20 protein-coding genes and 2 tRNA genes are annotated in these 19,212 nt (G+C 35.1%); 19 read left to right on the forward strand and 3 right to left on the reverse strand.

Annotation, left to right across the window (positions count from 1 at the left end; genetic code table 11):
• The first annotated feature begins 5 nt into the window (after positions 1–5).
• From racE to ACTSKG_RS01240, 8 genes are all read left to right on the forward strand, one after another.
• The gene (gene racE, locus ACTSKG_RS01205; protein WP_464756340.1) at positions 6–803 is read left to right on the forward strand and encodes a glutamate racemase; all 798 of its coding nucleotides are present in this window, start codon (positions 6–8) and stop codon (positions 801–803) included.
• A gap of 79 nt (positions 804–882) precedes the next feature.
• Positions 883–1,641 carry a ribonuclease PH gene (gene rph, locus ACTSKG_RS01210; protein WP_464756341.1) on the forward strand — a complete coding sequence of 253 codons (759 nt, stop codon included), beginning with the start codon at positions 883–885 and terminating at the stop codon, positions 1,639–1,641.
• On the forward strand, positions 1,638–2,231 hold the full coding sequence (locus tag ACTSKG_RS01215) for an XTP/dITP diphosphatase (RefSeq protein WP_464756342.1): 594 nt from the start codon (positions 1,638–1,640) through the stop codon (positions 2,229–2,231). The genes rph and ACTSKG_RS01215 overlap by 4 nt, the downstream gene beginning before the upstream one ends.
• A 17-nt stretch (positions 2,232–2,248) precedes the next feature.
• Positions 2,249–2,749, forward strand: a complete 501-nt coding sequence (locus ACTSKG_RS01220; RefSeq protein ID WP_464756343.1) for a metallophosphoesterase family protein — start codon at positions 2,249–2,251, stop codon at positions 2,747–2,749.
• 390 nt (positions 2,750–3,139) lie between these two features.
• Positions 3,140–3,213: transfer RNA gene (locus tag ACTSKG_RS01225), tRNA-Arg, on the forward strand.
• Positions 3,214–3,552: 339 nt separating this feature from the next.
• Positions 3,553–4,110, forward strand: a complete 558-nt coding sequence (locus ACTSKG_RS01230; RefSeq protein ID WP_464756344.1) for a GNAT family N-acetyltransferase — start codon at positions 3,553–3,555, stop codon at positions 4,108–4,110.
• Positions 4,111–4,213: 103 nt separating this feature from the next.
• Positions 4,214–4,483 carry a hypothetical protein gene (locus ACTSKG_RS01235; RefSeq protein WP_464756345.1) on the forward strand — a complete coding sequence of 90 codons (270 nt, stop codon included), beginning with the start codon at positions 4,214–4,216 and terminating at the stop codon, positions 4,481–4,483.
• A 194-nt stretch (positions 4,484–4,677) separates the two neighbouring features.
• Positions 4,678–4,751, forward strand: a tRNA-Arg gene (locus tag ACTSKG_RS01240).
• Between the two features lie 762 nt (positions 4,752–5,513).
• On the opposite strand, the gene ku is transcribed toward ACTSKG_RS01240, so the two are convergent.
• Positions 5,514–6,344, reverse strand: coding sequence for a non-homologous end joining protein Ku (gene ku, locus ACTSKG_RS01245; protein ID WP_464756346.1), 831 nt, complete (start codon positions 6,342–6,344; stop codon positions 5,514–5,516).
• A gap of 110 nt (positions 6,345–6,454) precedes the next feature.
• Between ku and ACTSKG_RS01250 the strand changes: the two genes are divergently transcribed.
• From ACTSKG_RS01250 to ACTSKG_RS01280, 7 genes are all read left to right on the forward strand, one after another.
• Positions 6,455–8,278, forward strand: coding sequence for a DNA ligase D (locus ACTSKG_RS01250; protein ID WP_464756347.1), 1,824 nt, complete (start codon positions 6,455–6,457; stop codon positions 8,276–8,278).
• A gap of 399 nt (positions 8,279–8,677) precedes the next feature.
• Positions 8,678–8,899, forward strand: a complete 222-nt coding sequence (locus ACTSKG_RS01255; protein ID WP_387585217.1) for a transcriptional regulator — start codon at positions 8,678–8,680, stop codon at positions 8,897–8,899.
• A complete protein-coding gene (locus ACTSKG_RS01260; protein ID WP_464756348.1) occupies positions 8,899–9,273 on the forward strand; it encodes a YolD-like family protein in 375 nt (124 codons plus the stop codon). The genes ACTSKG_RS01255 and ACTSKG_RS01260 overlap by 1 nt, the downstream gene beginning before the upstream one ends.
• Positions 9,274–9,410: 137 nt before the next feature.
• Positions 9,411–9,665, forward strand: a complete 255-nt coding sequence (locus ACTSKG_RS01265) for a KGG domain-containing protein (RefSeq protein WP_464756349.1) — start codon at positions 9,411–9,413, stop codon at positions 9,663–9,665.
• A gap of 104 nt (positions 9,666–9,769) precedes the next feature.
• Positions 9,770–10,084 carry a KGG domain-containing protein gene (locus tag ACTSKG_RS01270; RefSeq protein WP_464756350.1) on the forward strand — a complete coding sequence of 105 codons (315 nt, stop codon included), beginning with the start codon at positions 9,770–9,772 and terminating at the stop codon, positions 10,082–10,084.
• Positions 10,085–10,204: 120 nt separating this feature from the next.
• Positions 10,205–10,510, forward strand: coding sequence for a KGG domain-containing protein (locus tag ACTSKG_RS01275; RefSeq protein WP_464756351.1), 306 nt, complete (start codon positions 10,205–10,207; stop codon positions 10,508–10,510).
• Positions 10,511–10,831: 321 nt separating this feature from the next.
• On the forward strand, positions 10,832–11,323 hold the full coding sequence (locus ACTSKG_RS01280) for an integrase (protein WP_464756352.1): 492 nt from the start codon (positions 10,832–10,834) through the stop codon (positions 11,321–11,323).
• 501 nt (positions 11,324–11,824) lie between these two features.
• On the opposite strand, the gene ACTSKG_RS01285 is transcribed toward ACTSKG_RS01280, so the two are convergent.
• Both ACTSKG_RS01285 and ACTSKG_RS01290 read right to left on the reverse strand, forming a co-directional pair.
• Positions 11,825–12,574, reverse strand: coding sequence for an HAD-IIB family hydrolase (locus ACTSKG_RS01285; RefSeq protein ID WP_464756353.1), 750 nt, complete (start codon positions 12,572–12,574; stop codon positions 11,825–11,827).
• On the reverse strand, positions 12,543–13,766 hold the full coding sequence (locus ACTSKG_RS01290; RefSeq protein ID WP_464756354.1) for a glycosyltransferase: 1,224 nt from the start codon (positions 13,764–13,766) through the stop codon (positions 12,543–12,545). Before ACTSKG_RS01290 ends, ACTSKG_RS01285 begins: the two co-directional genes overlap by 32 nt.
• Positions 13,767–13,883: 117 nt before the next feature.
• Between ACTSKG_RS01290 and ACTSKG_RS01295 the strand changes: the two genes are divergently transcribed.
• The 4 genes from ACTSKG_RS01295 (at position 13,884) to clpX (ending at position 19,034) form a co-directional block, all read left to right on the forward strand.
• A complete protein-coding gene (locus tag ACTSKG_RS01295) occupies positions 13,884–15,071 on the forward strand; it encodes a CDP-glycerol glycerophosphotransferase family protein (protein WP_464756355.1) in 1,188 nt (395 codons plus the stop codon).
• A 120-nt stretch (positions 15,072–15,191) separates the two neighbouring features.
• Complete coding sequence (locus ACTSKG_RS01300; RefSeq protein ID WP_464756356.1) at positions 15,192–16,196, forward strand: hypothetical protein; 1,005 nt, start codon at positions 15,192–15,194, stop codon at positions 16,194–16,196.
• A gap of 122 nt (positions 16,197–16,318) precedes the next feature.
• On the forward strand, positions 16,319–17,599 hold the full coding sequence (gene tig / locus ACTSKG_RS01305; protein ID WP_464756357.1) for a trigger factor: 1,281 nt from the start codon (positions 16,319–16,321) through the stop codon (positions 17,597–17,599).
• 166 nt (positions 17,600–17,765) lie between these two features.
• Complete coding sequence (gene clpX / locus ACTSKG_RS01310) at positions 17,766–19,034, forward strand: ATP-dependent protease ATP-binding subunit ClpX (RefSeq protein WP_464756358.1); 1,269 nt, start codon at positions 17,766–17,768, stop codon at positions 19,032–19,034.
• The last annotated feature ends 178 nt before the right edge of the window (positions 19,035–19,212 follow it).

The raw sequence follows: 19,212 nt of genomic DNA on the forward strand, positions 1-19,212 counted from the left end.
TTCAAGTGAAAGCCCCGATTGGCGTTATAGACTCTGGAGTTGGCGGTTTAACGGTCGCAAAAGAAATTATGCGACTTTTACCGAATGAAGAAATTATTTATATAGGTGATACCGCAAGATGTCCATATGGCCCACGTTCTGAGGGAGAAGTACGTAAATTTACTTGGCAGCTGGCTATTGCTCTATCTAAGATGAATGTAAAAATGCTAGTCATAGCTTGTAATACAGCTACTGCAGTAGCACTTAATTCATTGAGTAAAAAAATGCCATTTCCAGTAATTGGCGTTATTTTTCCAGGAGCACGTGCAGCTATGAAAGCTACAAAAAAAAATGAAATCGTAGTGTTAGGTACAAGCGGTACAATAAAAAGTGGAGCTTATGAAATGGCGATAGCATCTTTAAATTCGTCGAGTAAAGTTATTCCACTTGCATGTCCTACTTTTGTGCCTATTGTCGAGAGTAATGAGTATGAAGGTGAATTTGCTCGTGATATGGTTTTTAACACGTTATTACCATTAAAAAACGAACAATTTGACACCGTTATTCTTGGTTGTACACACTATCCTTTATTACAAAAATATATTGAGGAATCAGTTGGACCTCACGTGATAGTACTTTCATCTGCGGAGGAAACAGCCCAAGAAGTATTGGAATACTTAAATTTCCATCACATGCATAATCCGATTGTCGGCTATAAAGAACCAATATTTTATACAACTGGATCTATTCCTATTTTTAAAACAATTGTAGAAAAGTGGTTGGAATTAACGAATGCAGATGTAAGAACCATATCATTCACATAACCCTGTTAGCTTAAGAAGCCTCGAATAACGGGGTTTTCTTTTGCTTATGTGTCAGTTGGAAAAGGAGATATTTATAACAATGAGAACAGATGGTAGAGAAGTAAATCAATTAAGAGAGATTCAGATCGAAACCGATTATTTAATTCATCCGGAAGGCTCCGTTTTAATAACGGTAGGACGAACAAAAGTTATTTGTAATGCAACGATAGAGGACAGAGTACCGCCTTTTCTAAGAGGACAAGGTAAAGGATGGATTACAGCGGAATATTCCATGCTTCCACGAGCTACAGAATCCCGTACACAGCGAGAAGCATCTAAAGGGAAAGTTACAGGTCGCACAATGGAAATTCAGCGTCTAATAGGACGAGCATTGCGTTCTGTAGTGGATTTAGAAAGCATCGGAGAGAAGACCATTTGGATCGACTGCGATGTAATACAAGCAGATGGCGGGACAAGAACTGCAAGTATTACAGGGGCTTTTGTCGCCCTTACAATCGCACTTGGAAAATTATACTTCGAAAAGGGTTTATCAGTATTTCCAGTTCGTGAATATTTAGCTGCAACAAGCGTTGGAATAGTAGAAAATATTGGAGTAGTATTAGATTTAAATTATGAAGAGGATTCTACTGCTTCCGTTGATATGAACATTGTTCAAACGAGCAGTGGAGAATATGTAGAGCTACAAGGGACAGGCGAGGAAGCAACTTTCTCGAAAAGTCAATTATTGGAGTTACTTGAGTACGGGGAAGTTGGTATTCAACAATTAATGGAAGTGCAACGTGCTGCACTTGGTGATTTAGCAGCTAAAATTGGTGACAAAGGACAGGTAACAGAATGAAAAATATAATTATTGCTACTAAGAACAAAGGTAAAGCAAAGGACTTTGAAGCACTATTCGGACCTCACGGATATGAAGTACTAACATTGCATGATGTCGCAAACGATATGGATGTCGAAGAAACAGGCAATACGTTTGAAGAGAATGCATTAATTAAAGCGACAGCCCTTTCTGAGCGCTTACAAACGATGGTGATAGCAGATGATAGTGGTCTTGAAATTGACGCTTTAGACGGTCGCCCAGGTATCTATTCTGCGAGATACGCAGGAGAAGAGAAAAGCGATGAGGCGAATATCGATAAAGTACTTGAAGAGCTTAATGACGTAGAAGATTCGGATAGAACTGCTAGATTCGTCTGTGCTATTGCAGTCGTATCTCCTAACCTTGAACCATTAACGGTAAGAGGTACATGTGAAGGTGTCATAGCAAAAGAAAGAAAAGGGACTAATGGATTCGGATATGATCCGATTTTTTATGTCCCATCTGAAAATAAAATGATGGCAGAGCTATCATCGGATGAAAAAGGAGCGATTTCTCACCGTGGAAACGCGCTTAAAAAATTATCCGAAAATCTTGCCGAGTTATTTTAAATTGCGAAGGTAATCCGATGAAATTATTGATAATGAGTGATACACATAGCGATTTACTAACGATGGAGAATGTTATGCAATATCACCATGATGTGGATGCTGTTATTCATTGCGGTGATAGTGAGCTGGACTATTCTTATTTTGAGGACAAGCAAATCCATGTAGTGAAAGGAAATTGTGATTTTGATGTTTCCTTTCCTAATGAAGTTATTTTTCAAGTGAAAAACGAAACAATCTTTGTAACACATGGTCATTTATATAAAATAAAATCGACGCTTATGCCAATATTTTATCGTGCACAAGAAGTACAAGCGTCCATAGTATGCTTCGGTCATTCACACTTACTCGGTGCTGAAGTAAATAATGGAATTCTTTTTGTGAATCCTGGTAGCTTACATCTGCCTCGGGGAAGAAAAGAAAAAAGCTATGCAATCGTTGAAAAACTGGACAAAAAATGGGGTATATTCTTTTTTTCTGAAGAACACCAATTACTAGAACAAGTTGATTTTGAATTTTAAGCTTAAAATGGGTTATTAATTTGTAAGTAATTTAAAAATATTCTATGTTTTCCTATGCTTACCGCTCGTTTTCCTAGGGAGAAGAATCGAGCCTCCTTGGCCAACACGATGTTGGTCATGAAGGCGTCTCAGGACGAGGCGCCCTAGCCTTCCCGCAGGAGTCGAGCGGATACTTCTTTAAACTACACAAGGTATCATATGAACAAGTACCTTTCCAAATATACTTTTTTCAGTATTCTAGGTATTGGGGTAGGAGTTTGAACTTCTAAAAGTTACAGCTAACGAATATTATTAAATTTATAGAAAAAAATTCGAAATAGCGTTGACTTAAATTGTTTGTCATTATATAATAAATCTTGTCTTTCCTATCTGTGTGGTGGGGGAGTACTTGTCTCAGTAGCTCAGCTGGATAGAGCAACGCCCTTCTAAGGCGTCGGTCGGGAGTTCGAATCTCTCCTGGGACGTTACAGTAACAAATTATAACAAATGAATTAATGTAGAAAACCTTGTAAATGTTGTTACAGCAACGTTTATAAGGTTTTTTATTTTTTCAAAAAAACAAATGATGCAGATAAAACGAAAAGATAATATTACGCTACCACTAGTAGCATGGAATTAAATGCAATGGTAAACATTGCAGCCTTTCTTGAACAAGAACTAGCGGAAGAAGCCGAAGCGAAAAAATTGTGTGACATGTGCAAGACAATCGAAAGTAATCTGATAGTGTGATATCGATTTAACAACCATATAATATGTTACTATAATATATAAAATGTAATTTATGCCGAAAAAGGGGATTTTTTATGAATATAAAGTTCGAATTTAAAGACTTTCCTAGATTAGAAACAGAACGCTTCCTTCTACGAAAAGGAATAGTTGATGATTGCAGAGATATTTTTGTGCTTTATTCTGATGAAAATGTGATTAAGTATCTTCCATTAACATCATTTGATTCAGTTGAGGATGCAATAGATGAATTGAATTGGTATGATAAAATTTTCAAGGAACAGACTGGTTTAAGATGGGTAATCGAAGAAATTAAGACCAATAAAGTGATTGGTACATGTGGTTATTTGAATTATGAAAAAGAACATAGTCGTATAGAAATTGGATATGATTTAAATCCTAAATATTGGGGGAAAGGTGTTATGCAAGAGGCTTTAAGCAGCATAATACATTTTGCCTTTAAGTCAATGGAAATAAATAAAATAGAAGCGAAAATTGAACCGGAAAATAAATCATCTATAAGATTATTGGAAAAATTAAATTTTAGTAAAGAAGGTGTTTTGAGACAACATGAATTTGAGAATGGAAAGTATGTTGATCTTGCCATCTTTTCAATATTGAAAAGTGAATATTAGTAGGTTTTTTATGAAATATAGTATCACTCCCATGAGTTGTAGCTCTTTCACAAAAGTATGCGGCGGTATACTAACTTCATATATTATATAAGGCGCTCACTATTTGTGGGTGTCTTTTTTATTTTCAGGTATAACCTCGGCAATTAGCGAATATTGTCAATGGGATGTGAATTTTAGGAATAATAAAGTTTTATACGCAAAAAAAATAGGTGATATCGGAAAGGCAATGAAAAAAGTCGGTGTGGCATTTGGTAACGCTTCAACTACAAAATTTAATTCGCAACAAGATTTAGTTAACTTAATTGAAAAGTACGATGATGTTTCACTAAGAGAGTTGCAGAAACTCGAAGAACATTTAATGAATTACAAGTAACGAGAGGGTTTTGAAAGGTAGAAAACAGCATTACTAGCAACTTTTAGATTCTAATCTGCTATTTGCGAATCGTTCCCATAAAAAAAGTTATTTAAGGCTTGCAAAAAGTTATTTTTCCATTATAATAATTAAGTAGCTAAATTTGGTCGTTATGAAGATATTGTTCCAATGAAGCTATAATTTCTTTACTCTAAGTCTCAGTAGCTCAGCTGGATAGAGCAACGCCCTTCTAAGGCGTCGGTCGGGAGTTCGAATCTCTCCTGGGACGTTTCAAGGCTCTGATAGATCATTTAGAGTCAACAAAAAAATGCTTCAATTCCTTATTATATAAAGGAATTGAAGCGTTTTTTGTTTTTAGGATTCCGTTGAAATTGTACAGGAGGTATACCTTTTACAAATTTATTTAGCTAACATTCCTCGAGAATTGAATTGTCTTTGATTTCTAGAGCATTCAGATCTTGTTGGGAAATTTATCTTACATTTTTTAATTTGTGATATTATAGTTATAAAAAGGGGTAATTCGATGGGTATCCTTATATTTGTTTCGTTTTCCTTACTTATTTTTGCATTCTGTTTTATCTTAGGATTTATCTATATGTTAAAAGGTAAAAAGGGGAAAAACTTTTTTTAAGAATTATCTAAATTTTCATGCCAGGAACAGTATGATTTCCGATGCAGGCTTGTCTATAGGGTAAGTGGACATAGAGAAAAATAAGTATTATCGATTAATAAGTAGCGAAGCCGCTTACGAAATTGTATCTTCGTCCGCATTTAAAAGAGTAAGACGGGACACTATCTTTCATTATCTAAACCAAAAGCACCTTGCCTTTAAATAATTCAAAAGGGCGACGGACAAACATCCGCCACAAGATGACCGAAAAAAATGGATCGTGAAGTGACGTCACTTCACGATCCATGACTCTAACGGTAAGGATGTAGTTAATGTTTCGGCCAAAGCAATCTGGAATTAGTGAAGACAAGATGTACTTAATGGCCGCTTGCGGTTTTCTAATCTGAAATGCCAGCCATTTTAAGACGTCTTTACCTTCGCTGTTCTCTTCCTTGTAGTAGGCTTTTTCTTCTTAGTTCTATCAAGAGAAGCTTGGAGAGCGGACATTAAATCTGTCACGTTTGAAGGAGTAGTTGGTTGCTTTTCACCCGTTGCAGTTACAATTTGGTTTCCAGTTTTCTTTTCCTCAATTAAATCCATTAATGCGGTTCTGTAGTCATCTGTATATTTCTCGGGATCAAAAGTAGTCGTTAGTTGATCTACTAATAGTAGCGCTGTATCAAGTTCTTTTTGTACAACTATTTGTTCACTCGGTATATTGGGAACATCTGCATTGCTTCTCACTTCATCTGGAAAATGAATAGTTTCCATCACTAGTGTATCTTTATATACTCGAACGACTGCCAATTGCTCTTTGGAGCGGATCATTATTTTGGCTACTCCTATTTTTCCGGAATCGAGCAAAGCTTTTCTCAAAAGTGAGTAGGCTTTTCCTCCACCACTATCCGGAGCCATAAAATAACTACGTTCAAAATAAATAGGATCAATTTCCTCTAATTTCACAAAATCAATTATTTCCACTGCTTTGTCTTCGTTTTCTTTTCTTAATTTCTCCAACTCTTCGTCGTCTAAAATGACAAACTTATTTTTAGAATACTCATATGCTTTTACAATATCTTCGTTCTGCACTTCTTTTTTACAACCTTCACAAACCTTTTGATAACTAATTGGGGTATGACATTCTTTATGCAATTGTCTTAGTTTTATATCTTTATTTTCGGTCGCAGAATGAAGCTTAATCGGAATATTGACTAGACCAAAGCTAATACTTCCTTTCCAAACCGTATGCATATATCTTCACCTTCTTCGTTTTCTTCTTACTATGCAATCTTTTGATGATTTTATGTATTAGTCATGAGAAATAGTCAAAAGCTAGGAAAAAGAGAAAAGAGGATAAAAAATTGAAACCTATGCTTCTAACGGATGCAACAGAAATTCCCATAGGTAAAGACTGGTTATATGAAGCAAAATATGACGGCTTTCGGTGTATATTAGTATGGGAAAACGAACCAATTCTTATTAGCCGAAATGGAAAAAAATTAAATTCAATGTTTCCTGAGATCATTCGATTTTGTCAGGAAATGTATGAACGTATTTCTCCTTTCTTGCCATTAACATTTGATGGGGAGTTGGTTTATTTAAAGAATAATTTCCAAAGTAACTTTTCTACGGTTCAAGTAAGAGGACGAATGAAAAATGAAGATAGTATTAGGAGTCACTCTCAATCTTTTCCGTGCCATTATATTGCATTCGACCTTCTGAAATTTAAAGGAGTAAGTCAAACTAGTGATTCTTTTTCAAAACGAAAGCAACAATTGAATAAGCTCTTTCAAAGAATTAATTTACCTATTTCGATAGATTATGAAGATATTAATCGCATACAGGCAATAAATGTTTTTCAAAATAGTGAAAAATTATGGGACGAGATAGTTGTTAATAACGGAGAAGGGATTATCGCTAAGAGGAAAACGAGTAGTTGGGATAAAGATAAACGCAGTGCTAACTGGTTGAAAATAAAGAACTGGAGATATGTAAGTGTTGTCTTAATAAAATATGATAAAAGCAATAGCTATTTTCATGGTTCCGTATATCATAATGAGCAGCTTTTGGAAGTAGTTACTTTTCGTCATGGTCTTAAAGAAGAGGAGTTAAAAACTTTAATTGCATTATTTCAAGCCAATGGAACAAAAACATCTGAAAATGTGTGGATTCTTGAACCATCCATTTGTGTGGAGATAGCTTGTATAGATTTTGATGGAAAAAGTTTAAGAGAACCAAGTTTTCATGCATTTAATTTTGAAAAAGAGTCGAGTGAATGTTGTTGGAAGCAAATGCAAAAGCAACTTTATCCACTTCCTGAAAAGTTACAAGTAACACATCCTGAAAAACCAGTTTGGCCAGCAACAAATATTTTAAAAGATGATTACTTATATTACTTACAAATTGTCTCTCCTTATCTTCTTCCATTTTTAAGGGATCGACTACTTACCGTCATTCGTTTTCCACATGGAGTACCAGGAGAAAAATTTTACCAAAAAAATTGGTCGGATAATCTCCCTAGTTTTATAACAACAGAGCAAGTAGATGATAACTGTTTTGTTTTATGTAATAATGTGGAATCTTTATTGTGGCTTGGAAACCAACTTGCGTTAGAACTGCACATTCCTTTCCAAACTATCCAAACAAGTAAACCGACCGAAATTGTTTTTGATTTGGATCCACCTTCAGTTAAAGAGTTTTCTTTAGCAGTCGAAGCAGCATTACAAATGAAAGCTATATTTGATCATTTTGAACTACCATCTTTTGTGAAAACCTCTGGCGGTAAAGGAATTCAAATTTATATTCCACTGCCTTTAAATACTTTTTCCTATGAGGACACTCGTGTGTTTACGAAATTTGTTTGTGATTTCTTATGTGAACAAGAACCGCGATGGTTTACTACTGAACGATTAAAAAAGAACCGTAATAATAAACTGTACTTGGACTATGTTCAGCATCATGAAGGGAAAACGATAATTGCACCCTATTCTCCGAGGGGGAATGAGCTAGGATTAATCGCCACTCCGTTAAAATGGGAGGAAGTGTGTGATTCACTTAAGCCAGATTTATTTACAATTCCATCCGTTCTAGATCGTTTAAATAAGCAAGCTAATCCATTTTGTAACTTTCGACAAAAAATAGATGAACAAAAGTTTGCGAATGTCCTTTACCAGTTAAAGAGTTAATTGCATAAATAGCATTTAATTATTAAAACATGAACAAGGTTATTTTATTGATTGGAGCGACAGGCGGCGACTCCAGACGGAGGCCAACAGGATGTTGGTCACGAAGGCGTTGCCACACGATGTGGCGCTCTTAGCCTTCGTTCCTCGGAGACAGATGAGACATCGCAAACGACGCGAATGCGGCGGTGATGGCTCATCGCTCACCCCGCGGAAAGCGTCCGCCGATAGCGGATATCTTGCTTATTTATTAAGAGAATATTATATATGTTTTTACATTTCAACTTTGAGTTATGAAATTGATACAAAGAATAAATAATTAGCGTGCAGAAGTATTTTCCATTGATATAAAACATATGTTTGTATAAAATAAGAACAAACGTTCTTTGTGGAGGGATCAATGTGAAAGAAAGCCTTTTGAAAACCATGCGTTACGGTCAATTAATGGATGTTATGTATTTATCGAGAAGTGGCGAAGTCACGAAACGGCGGATAAAAGTATTGAAGTTACAAGGTGAATCATTTCAAGCATATTGTTTCACACGACATGCAAAACGTACTTTCCTTATTGAAAATATTCTTGCTTGCATTCCTGTCATGAACAGAAAGAAGGATATAATCTAATGACTTTTTTTAATGATCACTTCGATGAAAAACTCGATTTATCTAAAGTCCAAGATAGAGGTTCAAAAAAGTGGGTGGCCATGATGTTACCGGAACACGTTAAACTCATTCGACAATATAACGAAGAATCCAAGAAAGCACCACGTCCACAATTGGATGAATGGGATTTAGAAACAATACAAGAACTAATAGAAATTGCTATGAAAAGAAATGTAGATGTGGAAATGAAAACATGGAAAGACGGTGAATTTTTTTATCGGACGGGTCGGATTACTTGGGTGGATTTAAATCGACGAGTAATTGAAATGGAAGATACCTTTCAATCATTTACATTAACTTTGAGTGAAATAGTTGACGTGACTATATTTGAGTAGAGCAAAGAGAAGTGGAAATAACACTGAGATGTAATTGATATAAAATATGAAAAAATATGTTTAATACAATATATAGTGGGAATATAAATAGCGAGCTTGATTACAAGCTTGATAAAAAATTTGAGGAGGAATTTATAATGGCTAACGAGCAGAACAATCGTAACAGAAACAACAATGGAAACATGACTGTAGAAGAAGCGGGACGTAAAGGCGGAGAAGCTACCTCTAAAAATCATGACCGAGACTTTTACGAAGAAATCGGACGTAAAGGTGGAGAAGCGCGTAGTAATCAGCGGGACAATGGCAGTAATGGCAAAATGAGTAGAGAAGAAGCAGGTCGCAAAGGCGGAGAAGCAAGTAGTAGACATAGTGATAGTGGAAATAACAAGTAACAGTTAAATTAATGAATAACTTTAAAAAAATATGAAAATAGATGTTTAACTTTAAATACCGAGCTTGATTACAAGCATGATAAAAAATAGAGGAGGAATTTATAATGGCTAACGAGCAGAACAATCGTAACAGAAACAACAATGGAAACATGACTGTAGAAGAAGCGGGACGTAAAGGCGGAGAAGCTACCTCTAAAAATCATGACCGAGACTTTTACGAAGAGATTGGACGTAAAGGTGGAGAAGCGACTTCCGAAAACCATGACCGAGACTTTTACGAAGAAATCGGAAGCAAGGGCGGAGAAGCGCGTAGTAATCAGCGCGATAATAACAACAATGGCAAAATGAGTAGAGAAGAAGCGGGTCGTAAAGGCGGCGAAGCGCGTAGTAAACAACGTGATAACGACAATAAGAATTAGAAATTAAATTACTGGATAACTTATTGAAATATGAAAATAGATGTTTCACTTTTTGAGCACTGGAAATATAAATAGCGAGCTTGATTACAAGCTTGATATAAAATTAGAGGAGGAATTTTAATGGCTAACGAACAAAACAATCGCAACAGAAACAAAAATGGAAACATGACTGTAGAAGAAGCGGGACGTAAAGGCGGAGAAGCTACCTCTAAAAATCATGACCGAGACTTTTACGAAGAAATCGGACGTAAAGGTGGAGAAGCGACTTCCGAAAACCATGACCGGGACTTTTACGAAGAGATCGGACGCAAGGGCGGCGAAGCGCGTAGTAGTCAGCACGATAATAACAACAATGGCAAAATGAGTAAAGAAGAAGCGGGACGTAAAGGCGGCGAAGCACGTAGTAAACAACGTGATAACAACTAACGACCAAAAAAATAATGATTTACATTACAAATGAAAATAATTAAAAAGGATGTCCTTTAGTAGATTTCTCGACTAAAGGACATCCTTTTTAGTATGGGTAAAAAAATAGTACATATTGGTTGAATAAAAATTAATATTATTATATATTGAATCAGGTGAAAAATCCTTGCAGATTTTTCATATAGTAGACAAAGAAATCTACTCGTAAAATTATGCTAAAATAGTTTAGCGTATAAGGAGAATACAGAAATATACATGAAAGAAAAATATACAGAGAAGTACATTCACCAGTTGATTAGTTCCACTATGAAAGAGGTAAAGATGGATGTAGAACTTAAGCAAGATTTTTCTGGGGTGAATATGAGTTACAATTTTATTGGAGACTATGTTGGTTTTGACGTCAAGCGTTTATCAGAAGTGATAAATGAAATGCAAACATCGATTTCCATTGAATTGTATATAAAAATAATTACCTTACATGAATTAGGGCATGCTATCGATCGTCGTGCTTTATTAGATACTTTAACAAGAACTTTAGAAATTTTTGATACAAAGCAAAGCCACTCATTATACGAGTTGTATAATGATGTAAATTTACTTGCTATGATTATTGAAGAGCATGAGATGAATATTGTTTTCGAAGAAACTGCTTGGAAAAATGCAGAAAACCTTAACAGAGAATTTCATATTGTCGACGGGGAGAACTTTGAAGCTGTGAGAGCTCATAGCTTATTGACATATAAGAACTTGTATAAACAAGATTTACATCTCTATGAGGAGCTTGTAGCAGAACATAATAATCAAATTGCCTAATACCTTGTTAGTTTTATTTTACACACGATATAAAAATAAACAGCCAGCTGGATTTTATTTTCCTGCTGGCTTTTTTCAGAACTGGCACTTTCTTTTGCTTATCCATATGGCAAGTGGTACCAAAGAAAAAATAGTTAGTATCTTAAGGTAAAGAAGTGAAGAGCTTCCGAAATGATATCTTCGGAAGCTTTCAAAAGAGTAGAAAAGTATTTTTTCACTAATTATCCAAACCAAATGCATCATGTCCTCACAAATACCAAGAGGGCGACGGACAAACATCCGCCACAAGATTACCCCAAAAAATGGCTCGTGAAGTGACGCAGTCACTTCACGAGCCAAAACTTTAATGGTAATAGTGTAGCCAATGATCGTCCAAAGCACTCTAGAAATAATGAAGACAAGATGCACTTAAAGGACACTTTCGTTTTTCTTATTAATACGCATATCGGTGAACAAAATACTTCGTTAATAGTATCATCTTTAAGTCCGAAGCACTTAGAATTAGGGAAGATAGCATGTACTTAAATTTTCCTTACCGAAAAAGTGCAACCATGCTTCAAGGATACCCTCTGCATAATTTTTAGTAGAACGAAAAAGGAGAGGGTGGTCATTTATTTTAACAAGCTCTGGTTGAGCATTCCCTACAATGACTGAAGGGTACCCAAGAGTGAGCATGTCCATATCATTGCCGGAGTCTCCAGCAATTAAAATTTGAGCCTCATTGCTAGCAAAGGTTTGAAGGACATATTTTAAAGCAGCACCTTTACCGCTTTGTTCAGGAAGAATATCCACATCCCGATTAGAGCTAAAAATTAGCTTATGAGGAACTTTCTCTACTATTAATGCATTTTGTAGTTTATTTACTACTTCCTTGTTACGGTGAATAGTAAATGAAATTCGCTTATTATCCGGTAGGGCTTGTCTAACAAGAGTAGGAAACATACTGGAGAGTTGGATAATACGTTCTGGATGCCAATTGTTCTGCATCTTTTTTGTCCAATTTTTATCTTCAGTTAGACTTTCCAATGAATATATTGCAGTTCCTACATCTGTAATAAGAATGTCAGGTTTCGGTAAACCTTCAGAAGAAATGAGAGATAAGGTTGAAGTTAAATGTCTACCTGTAATATATACAAAAGCAACGTCTAGTGAAGTTTCCTTGTAAAATCGTAGCAAGGATTGAAGTGATGACTTATCACCAACTAAAGTACCATCTAAATCAGTTGCCAAGATGTAAGATTTTCTTCTCACCTATGACCCCTCCATATAATACATCCATTCTTTTAGCCAAAGTAGACCAATTGAATTCTCGATTAGCAAAATCAGCGGCACTTTTTCCAAGCTTTTTTGTATAGTTCCGATTAAATAGTACTGTTTTCATTGCTTGTGCTAGATTATTCGCATTTCCTTTTTCAATATGTAATCCTGTAATACGGTTCTTTACAACGTCCTTTAAACCTCCTACTTTGGAGGCAATGACTGGACAACCGCAAGCTTGGGCCTCTGCAGCAACCATACCGAAAGATTCGTAAAAGGATGGTACAACTACAGCTGTAGCGCTATTAAATAATGCAGCAAGCTGCTTTTGAGTTTTAGCGCCAATAAAATCAATTCGTTCTTCAAGTCCACGTATTGCCTCTCTCAAGTTATTATCTTTAGGTAAGCGATAATGGGGATCAACACATTTTGAATCGCCGCCTGCAATAAGAAGTTTTGTGGACGGATCGATATCATACTTTTCTACAAGTAGACGAAAAGCATTTACGAGTGTGTAGATTCCTTTCGTTTTTTGTAATCTTCCTGCAAAAGCAAAATAAGGTTTATTAAATATTTCCTCATTTCTATGATAAGGACGAAAAGCACGATCTACACCAATAGGAATAACTTGTACTGGTGATGGTTTTTCAACAAAGTTATCGATTAGATTTTTTTCGGTATTTGTTGTAGCTACTATAAAATCTGCTGTACTTAAAATCATTTTCTCTGAAAAAAGTCTCACAGGTTCAGAAATTCCAGTTGCTTGTTCTTTCGCAATACCTAATGAATGATTCGTATGAATCCATGGGATTTGATAATCTGTTTTTACAAAGGAACCTAGTAGGCCAGATAACCAATAGTGTGTATGAACAAGATCATATGTTGCTAGTGAAAGAGTGGTTTTCATTTCTTCGTAAAAAGCAGGAAGTAAATTGTAAAGTTCATTTTTAGGGACAAATGATTTTATGCCTGCAGCAATTCTTATAACTCGACAAAAGTTACCGAAGTTTTCTACTGGAGGATCTAGCGGATTACTCCAGTGTGTAATAACATCCACGCTATTACCTTCTTCTTCAAGAGCTAATGCAAGTTGTTTCACATAATTATTTTGCCCACCAGCTTGCTCGCTTCCTAAAGGAGCAAGAGGATCTCCGTGGTCTGAAATGAATAGTATATTCTTATACAAGTTGCTTTTCCCCTTCCATAAGTTTTAATAGACTACTATTCCACGATTTCTGAAAACATAAACATGTTTTGTCCCAGCCAAAAAGGGAAAATAGAAAGAGAAAAGGAGGATAAATGAATGGAATTAAAAAAGAAAAAGAGATTTGAACCTCTACTAACGTTTATCAAAGTTATGGTTGCCTTTTTCCTTTCCCAGTTTTCATCTAAAAAGTTAAAAAAGAAAATCGTTTTAGTAGGGGGAAATCTTGGAGAAAAGTATGAAGATAATGCATCTGTTTTCCACCAATATTTAGTAGAGAATTACATAGAAGATATGGATATTTATTGGATGTATCATCCCGAAACCTCCTATATGAAAGAAAAAAAGATACCAAAAGGGGTTGCCCTGGGGAGTTTTAGGAATTACTTGTTGTTTTTTAAAGCAAATTATACGATTCATGGTCACTCAATTGCCTATGATATTGCTCCATCGATTGACAAATACATATTTTTAAACAGAAAAACAGTAATGATCCATATCAGTCATGGAATTGAGTGCTTTAAAAAGATTTTGATCCAAAAAGAGGATGTTCCACTTCTTGCAAGATGTAATTATTATAATTGCGCATCTGAATACGAAAAAAATATTAAGCTTCATGAATGGGGAATACCTGAAAGTAAACTTATTGTGACGGGGATGGCCCGATTCGATAGATTGCAGTCAAACCTCCCAGCGAAAAAAGTGAAAAATATTCTCGTCATGTTCACTTGGAGGGAATGGCTTTTTGATTTATCTCAAGAAGACTTTTTAGCGAGTAAATATTTTCAGTCGACAGTAAACATCATTCGTGATCGTCGAATGGCGGAACTAATTTCACTTTATAAACTTAATGTCAAAATCGTTTTGCATCCATTTATGAAAAAATTTGAACATTACTTTATGAATATGGAATCTTCCAATGGAAAAGTGGAGTTTTATAGCTTCGATGAAATTTCTATTGGAGATGAGATAATGGAATCCGATATGCTTCTCACAGATTATTCTAGCATATCATGGGATTTTCTTTATATGAACAAGCCAATTATTTTTTATACATTTGATCAAGAGGAATTTTTGAAAATGAGGGGGTCATACTTGGATTTGGATAAAGATTTATATGGCTATAAAGCAAATACGATGGATGAGGTTATAAACTCGATGAAACAAATAATCGTTTATGAGAAACCGAAAAATCCCTCATTTAAAGATGTTTCGAAATTTATAGATTACTATGATACAAATAATTGCGAAAGACTTGCACACCATATTTTTAAATCTAACATTTAAGTTTATACCCTCCTTTTCTCAAAGATAGGAGATTATTTACAATTATTTTGAAGAAAGCATAGGAAAAAAGTACAAAATGATATAGTATATACATATCGATGGTAAAGGTAGGCGAGTAAAATGAAGGAAAAAAATTATGGCCTAAAAAGCAAAGAAAATGTTATTTTCTTTCCAGGTATGATTAATAAACTAATAAATGATGGTTTAGCCTTTGCTGAAGAAAATAACTATGTGGAAGCTGCAAGGTGTTTTGATGAAGCGAAGAAGTATGAGGAACTGGATGATATGATATTGAGTGTATACATACTTACTTTGTTAGAAACAAAACGTCAACAAGAAGCTAAAGAAATTTGTGAGAAATTAATGAAAAAAAAATCTCCTATGCTAGAACAAATTGTTGAACTATATTTAACTATTTTACTTGATTTGAAAGACTACAATGAAATTGATACTGTATTAAATAAGCTACTGGTAGATAAAAGATTTTCGAAGGAAAGGAAAAAAAATTTCCTTCAGTTAAAAGAACTAAGTGGAAAACTAGCGATGGAGCAAGAAAGTCTACTAGAGAAGGATAGTTCTTATACATCTGATATAGAATTGGAAAAATTCGAATTAGATGTATTTACAAAGCTACGATTAGAGGAACAAGAGCAATTATTGCAAGATTCCTTTTTCCAAGATGTAACGGAAGCTATACCGAATATAATTCAAATAGCTGAAAGCAATAAAGTTTATCCCGCAGTTCGGTCACTTGCATTATTAGTCCTTGGAGCAATTGGTGAAACAACTGAGGTATTAATTGAAAAGTTTGGCTTTAAAGAAAAGATCAACCCAGTAATGCCACCAGCACCAAATTCCGTGGATAGAATTGAATCTATAAATAAGTGTGTTCATAAATTTTCGGAAAAGAATCCTTCTGAATTTGAGATGACAATTGGATTAGTTCGTAGTCATGCTTATTCATTGTTCCCGTTCGATTGGACAGGATATAGTGATGAAGAGGTAGCTGAGGGCTATATAAATTATGTAGAGACATTATTAGGAAAAGAAAACGAGCAACCAAATGAATTGTATGATTTCATCAAAATATTGGACGAGTCTACCGCAATAATAGATAATGATTAATGTTGAAAGTCTATTCAACTATGCTATAATATACAAGTTGTCAATATAATTAGTGAAAACCTGTCCTGTTACTTATTTTACAGGCTGCTAAATTATGTAATTTATTTTTGGAGGTAGAATATATGTCAGTGAAATGGGAAAAACAAGAAGGAAATAATGGTCTTTTAACAGTTGAAGTTTCTGCAGATGCAGTAACAAAAGGTTTAGACCAAGCGTTTAAAAAAGTAGTAAAACAAATCAATGTACCAGGTTTCCGTAAAGGGAAAATGCCACGTCCAATGTTTGAAAAAATGTATGGTGTAGAATCTTTATACCAAGATGCTTTAGATTTCATTCTTCCAGACGCTTATGGAGATGCTGTAGAAGAAGCTGGAATTGATCCGGTTGATCGTCCTGAAATCGATATCGTAACAATGGAAAAAGGACAACCACTTGTATTTACTGCAAAAGTTGTTGTAAAACCGGAAGTTACTCTTGGAGATTACAAAGGTTTAGAAGTAACTAAACTACAAACAGAAGTAACAGATGCAGAAATCGAAGAGCAACTTCAAAGTCAACAAGCTCGATTAGCTGAACTTGTAGTAAAAGAAGATGCAATTGTTGAAGGCGATACTGCAATTATTGACTTTGAAGGCTTTGTAGGAGATGAAGCTTTTGAAGGTGGAGCTGGAACAGATTACTCTTTAGAAATCGGTTCTAACACATTTATCCCAGGATTTGAAGAACAGTTAATCGGTTCAAAAACTGGTGAAGAAAAAGACGTAACAGTAACTTTCCCAGAAGAATATCACGCTGCTGAATTAGCTGGTAAAGAAGCTGTATTTAAAGTAACTGTGAAGGAAGTAAAAGGAAAAGAACTTCCTGAATTAAATGATGACTTTGCAAAAGAAGTAGATGCTGAAGTTGAAGGTATCGACGGATTACGTGCAAAACTAAAAGAAGTAACTGCTGAAGAGAAAAAACAATTGGCTGAACAAACTCTTCGTGATGATCTAGTAGAGGCTGCTGCTGAAAATGCAACAATCGATATTCCAGAAGTAATGATCGAGTCCGAAACTGATCGCATGCTACAAGAGTTTGGTCAACGTTTACAACAACAAGGGATGAACTTAGATCTTTACTACCAGTTCTCAGGTCAAAATGAAGAAGCGCTACGTGGACAAATGGCAGAAGATGCTAAAAAACGCGTACAAGTTTCACTAACACTTGAAGCAATTGGCGAAAAAGAAGAAATTCAAGTAACTGAAGAAAATATAAATGCAGAACTTGAAAAAATGGGCGCACAATTTAATATGTCAGCAGAAGATATTAAGAAAGCACTTGGTGGTACTGCTGTACTTGAAAACGACTTACGTTTCCAAAAAACAGTTGACTTCTTAGTAGAAAACGCAAAAATTTCATAATTCGAGTAAAAAGCGTTATAATAAATAGAGCAAGGTACAGTATTATTGTCTGTGCCTTGTTTTATCTATACATAGATTTTCTGACTTTATAAGACATACTTAAACTTATTATTTGATTCCTTCTAAAGAATCTTGTAAGATAATTGCTTGAATAGGGGTGAATATTTTGTTCAAATTTAATGATGAAAAAGGGAACTTAAAATGTTCTTTCTGTGGTAAACCACAAGAACAAGTTCGTAAGTTAGTCGCGGGACCAGGAGTATATATTTGTGATGAATGTATCGACTTGTGTTCTGAGATTGTAGAAGAAGAACTTGGTGTAGAAGAAGAAATAGAATTTAAAGAAGTTCCAAAACCAAAAGAAATACTATCAATACTCGATGATTATGTAATCGGACAAGAGCGAGCAAAAAAATCACTTGCAGTTGCTGTTTATAACCATTACAAGCGAATTAATTCAAATAGCGTTATCGATGAGGTAGAATTATCTAAATCAAACATAGTGTTAATAGGACCAACAGGTAGTGGTAAAACATTACTTGCTCAAACACTTGCACGTATTCTAAATGTTCCTTTTGCAATAGCTGATGCTACATCATTAACTGAAGCAGGTTATGTGGGAGAAGATGTAGAGAATATTCTTTTAAAATTGATTCAGTCAGCGGATTACGATATAGAACGAGCAGAAAAAGGAATTATTTATATCGATGAAATAGATAAAGTAGCACGAAAATCCGAAAACCCTTCCATTACAAGAGATGTTTCAGGTGAAGGTGTTCAACAAGCACTTCTTAAAATATTAGAAGGTACTGTTGCAAGCGTTCCACCTCAAGGAGGACGTAAGCATCCACATCAAGAGTTTATTCAAATCGATACAACGAATATTTTATTTATCGTTGGTGGGGCATTTGATGGGATTGAACAAATTATTAAACGTCGTTTAGGCGAAAAAGTTATCGGATTTGGAGCAAATCCTAATAAAGTAGAGGTTGAGTCGAGTTCAGTACTTTCTCAACTAATACCAGAAGACTTATTAAAATTCGGATTAATTCCTGAATTTATAGGACGTTTACCAGTATTGGCGAGTCTAGAACAATTAGACGTTCAAGCACTTGTGCAAATATTAACCGAACCTAAAAACGCTCTGGCAAAACAATATCAAAAAATGATTGAACTCGATAATGTGAAATTAACTTTCGAAGATGAGGCATTAGTTGAAATAGCGAAACAAGCAATCGAGCGTAAAACGGGTGCTCGTGGACTTCGTTCAATTATTGAGAACATTATGCTGGATGTAATGTTCGAATTGCCTTCAAGAGATGATATTGCGGAATGTGTTGTTACAAAGGAAACAATTACCGAGAAAGCAACGCCTAAGCTTTTGTTAGAAGATGGAACTGAAGTAGAAAAAGATAATGAAAAAACATCGGCTTAATAGCCATTGAAATAAGCTGGCTTCCAATATGCGCTTGCTAAGTGCAATCTAGGATGTCGGCTTTTTCTCCTTATGTAAATGAATGCGCAAATCGTCCACTTAGACCAAGCAAAAGTTTTCCTCCAAAAAGTTCATAAATAGGATGAGAAGATAGTAACTGGTTGGGAAGGTTAGTGTT

The sequence above is a fragment of the Psychrobacillus syltrankelensis genome (assembly GCF_055454035.1).

Bases quoted from the DNA above. Each gene is read 5' to 3' on its own strand.
- rph (WP_464756341.1), top strand. From the start codon at position 883: ATGAGAACAGATGGTAGAGAAGTAAATCAATTAAGAGAGATTCAGATC.
- ACTSKG_RS01215 (WP_464756342.1), top strand. From the start codon at position 1,638: ATGAAAAATATAATTATTGCTACTAAGAACAAAGGTAAAGCAAAGGAC.
- ACTSKG_RS01220 (WP_464756343.1), top strand. From the start codon at position 2,249: ATGAAATTATTGATAATGAGTGATACACATAGCGATTTACTAACGATG.
- ACTSKG_RS01230 (WP_464756344.1), top strand. From the start codon at position 3,553: ATGAATATAAAGTTCGAATTTAAAGACTTTCCTAGATTAGAAACAGAA.
- ku (WP_464756346.1), bottom strand. From the start codon at position 6,344: ATGCATACGGTTTGGAAAGGAAGTATTAGCTTTGGTCTAGTCAATATT.
- ACTSKG_RS01260 (WP_464756348.1), top strand. From the start codon at position 8,899: ATGACTTTTTTTAATGATCACTTCGATGAAAAACTCGATTTATCTAAA.
- ACTSKG_RS01265 (WP_464756349.1), top strand. From the start codon at position 9,411: ATGGCTAACGAGCAGAACAATCGTAACAGAAACAACAATGGAAACATG.
- ACTSKG_RS01270 (WP_464756350.1), top strand. From the start codon at position 9,770: ATGGCTAACGAGCAGAACAATCGTAACAGAAACAACAATGGAAACATG.
- ACTSKG_RS01275 (WP_464756351.1), top strand. From the start codon at position 10,205: ATGGCTAACGAACAAAACAATCGCAACAGAAACAAAAATGGAAACATG.
- ACTSKG_RS01280 (WP_464756352.1), top strand. From the start codon at position 10,832: ATGGATGTAGAACTTAAGCAAGATTTTTCTGGGGTGAATATGAGTTAC.
- ACTSKG_RS01295 (WP_464756355.1), top strand. From the start codon at position 13,884: ATGGAATTAAAAAAGAAAAAGAGATTTGAACCTCTACTAACGTTTATC.
- ACTSKG_RS01300 (WP_464756356.1), top strand. From the start codon at position 15,192: ATGAAGGAAAAAAATTATGGCCTAAAAAGCAAAGAAAATGTTATTTTC.
- tig (WP_464756357.1), top strand. From the start codon at position 16,319: ATGTCAGTGAAATGGGAAAAACAAGAAGGAAATAATGGTCTTTTAACA.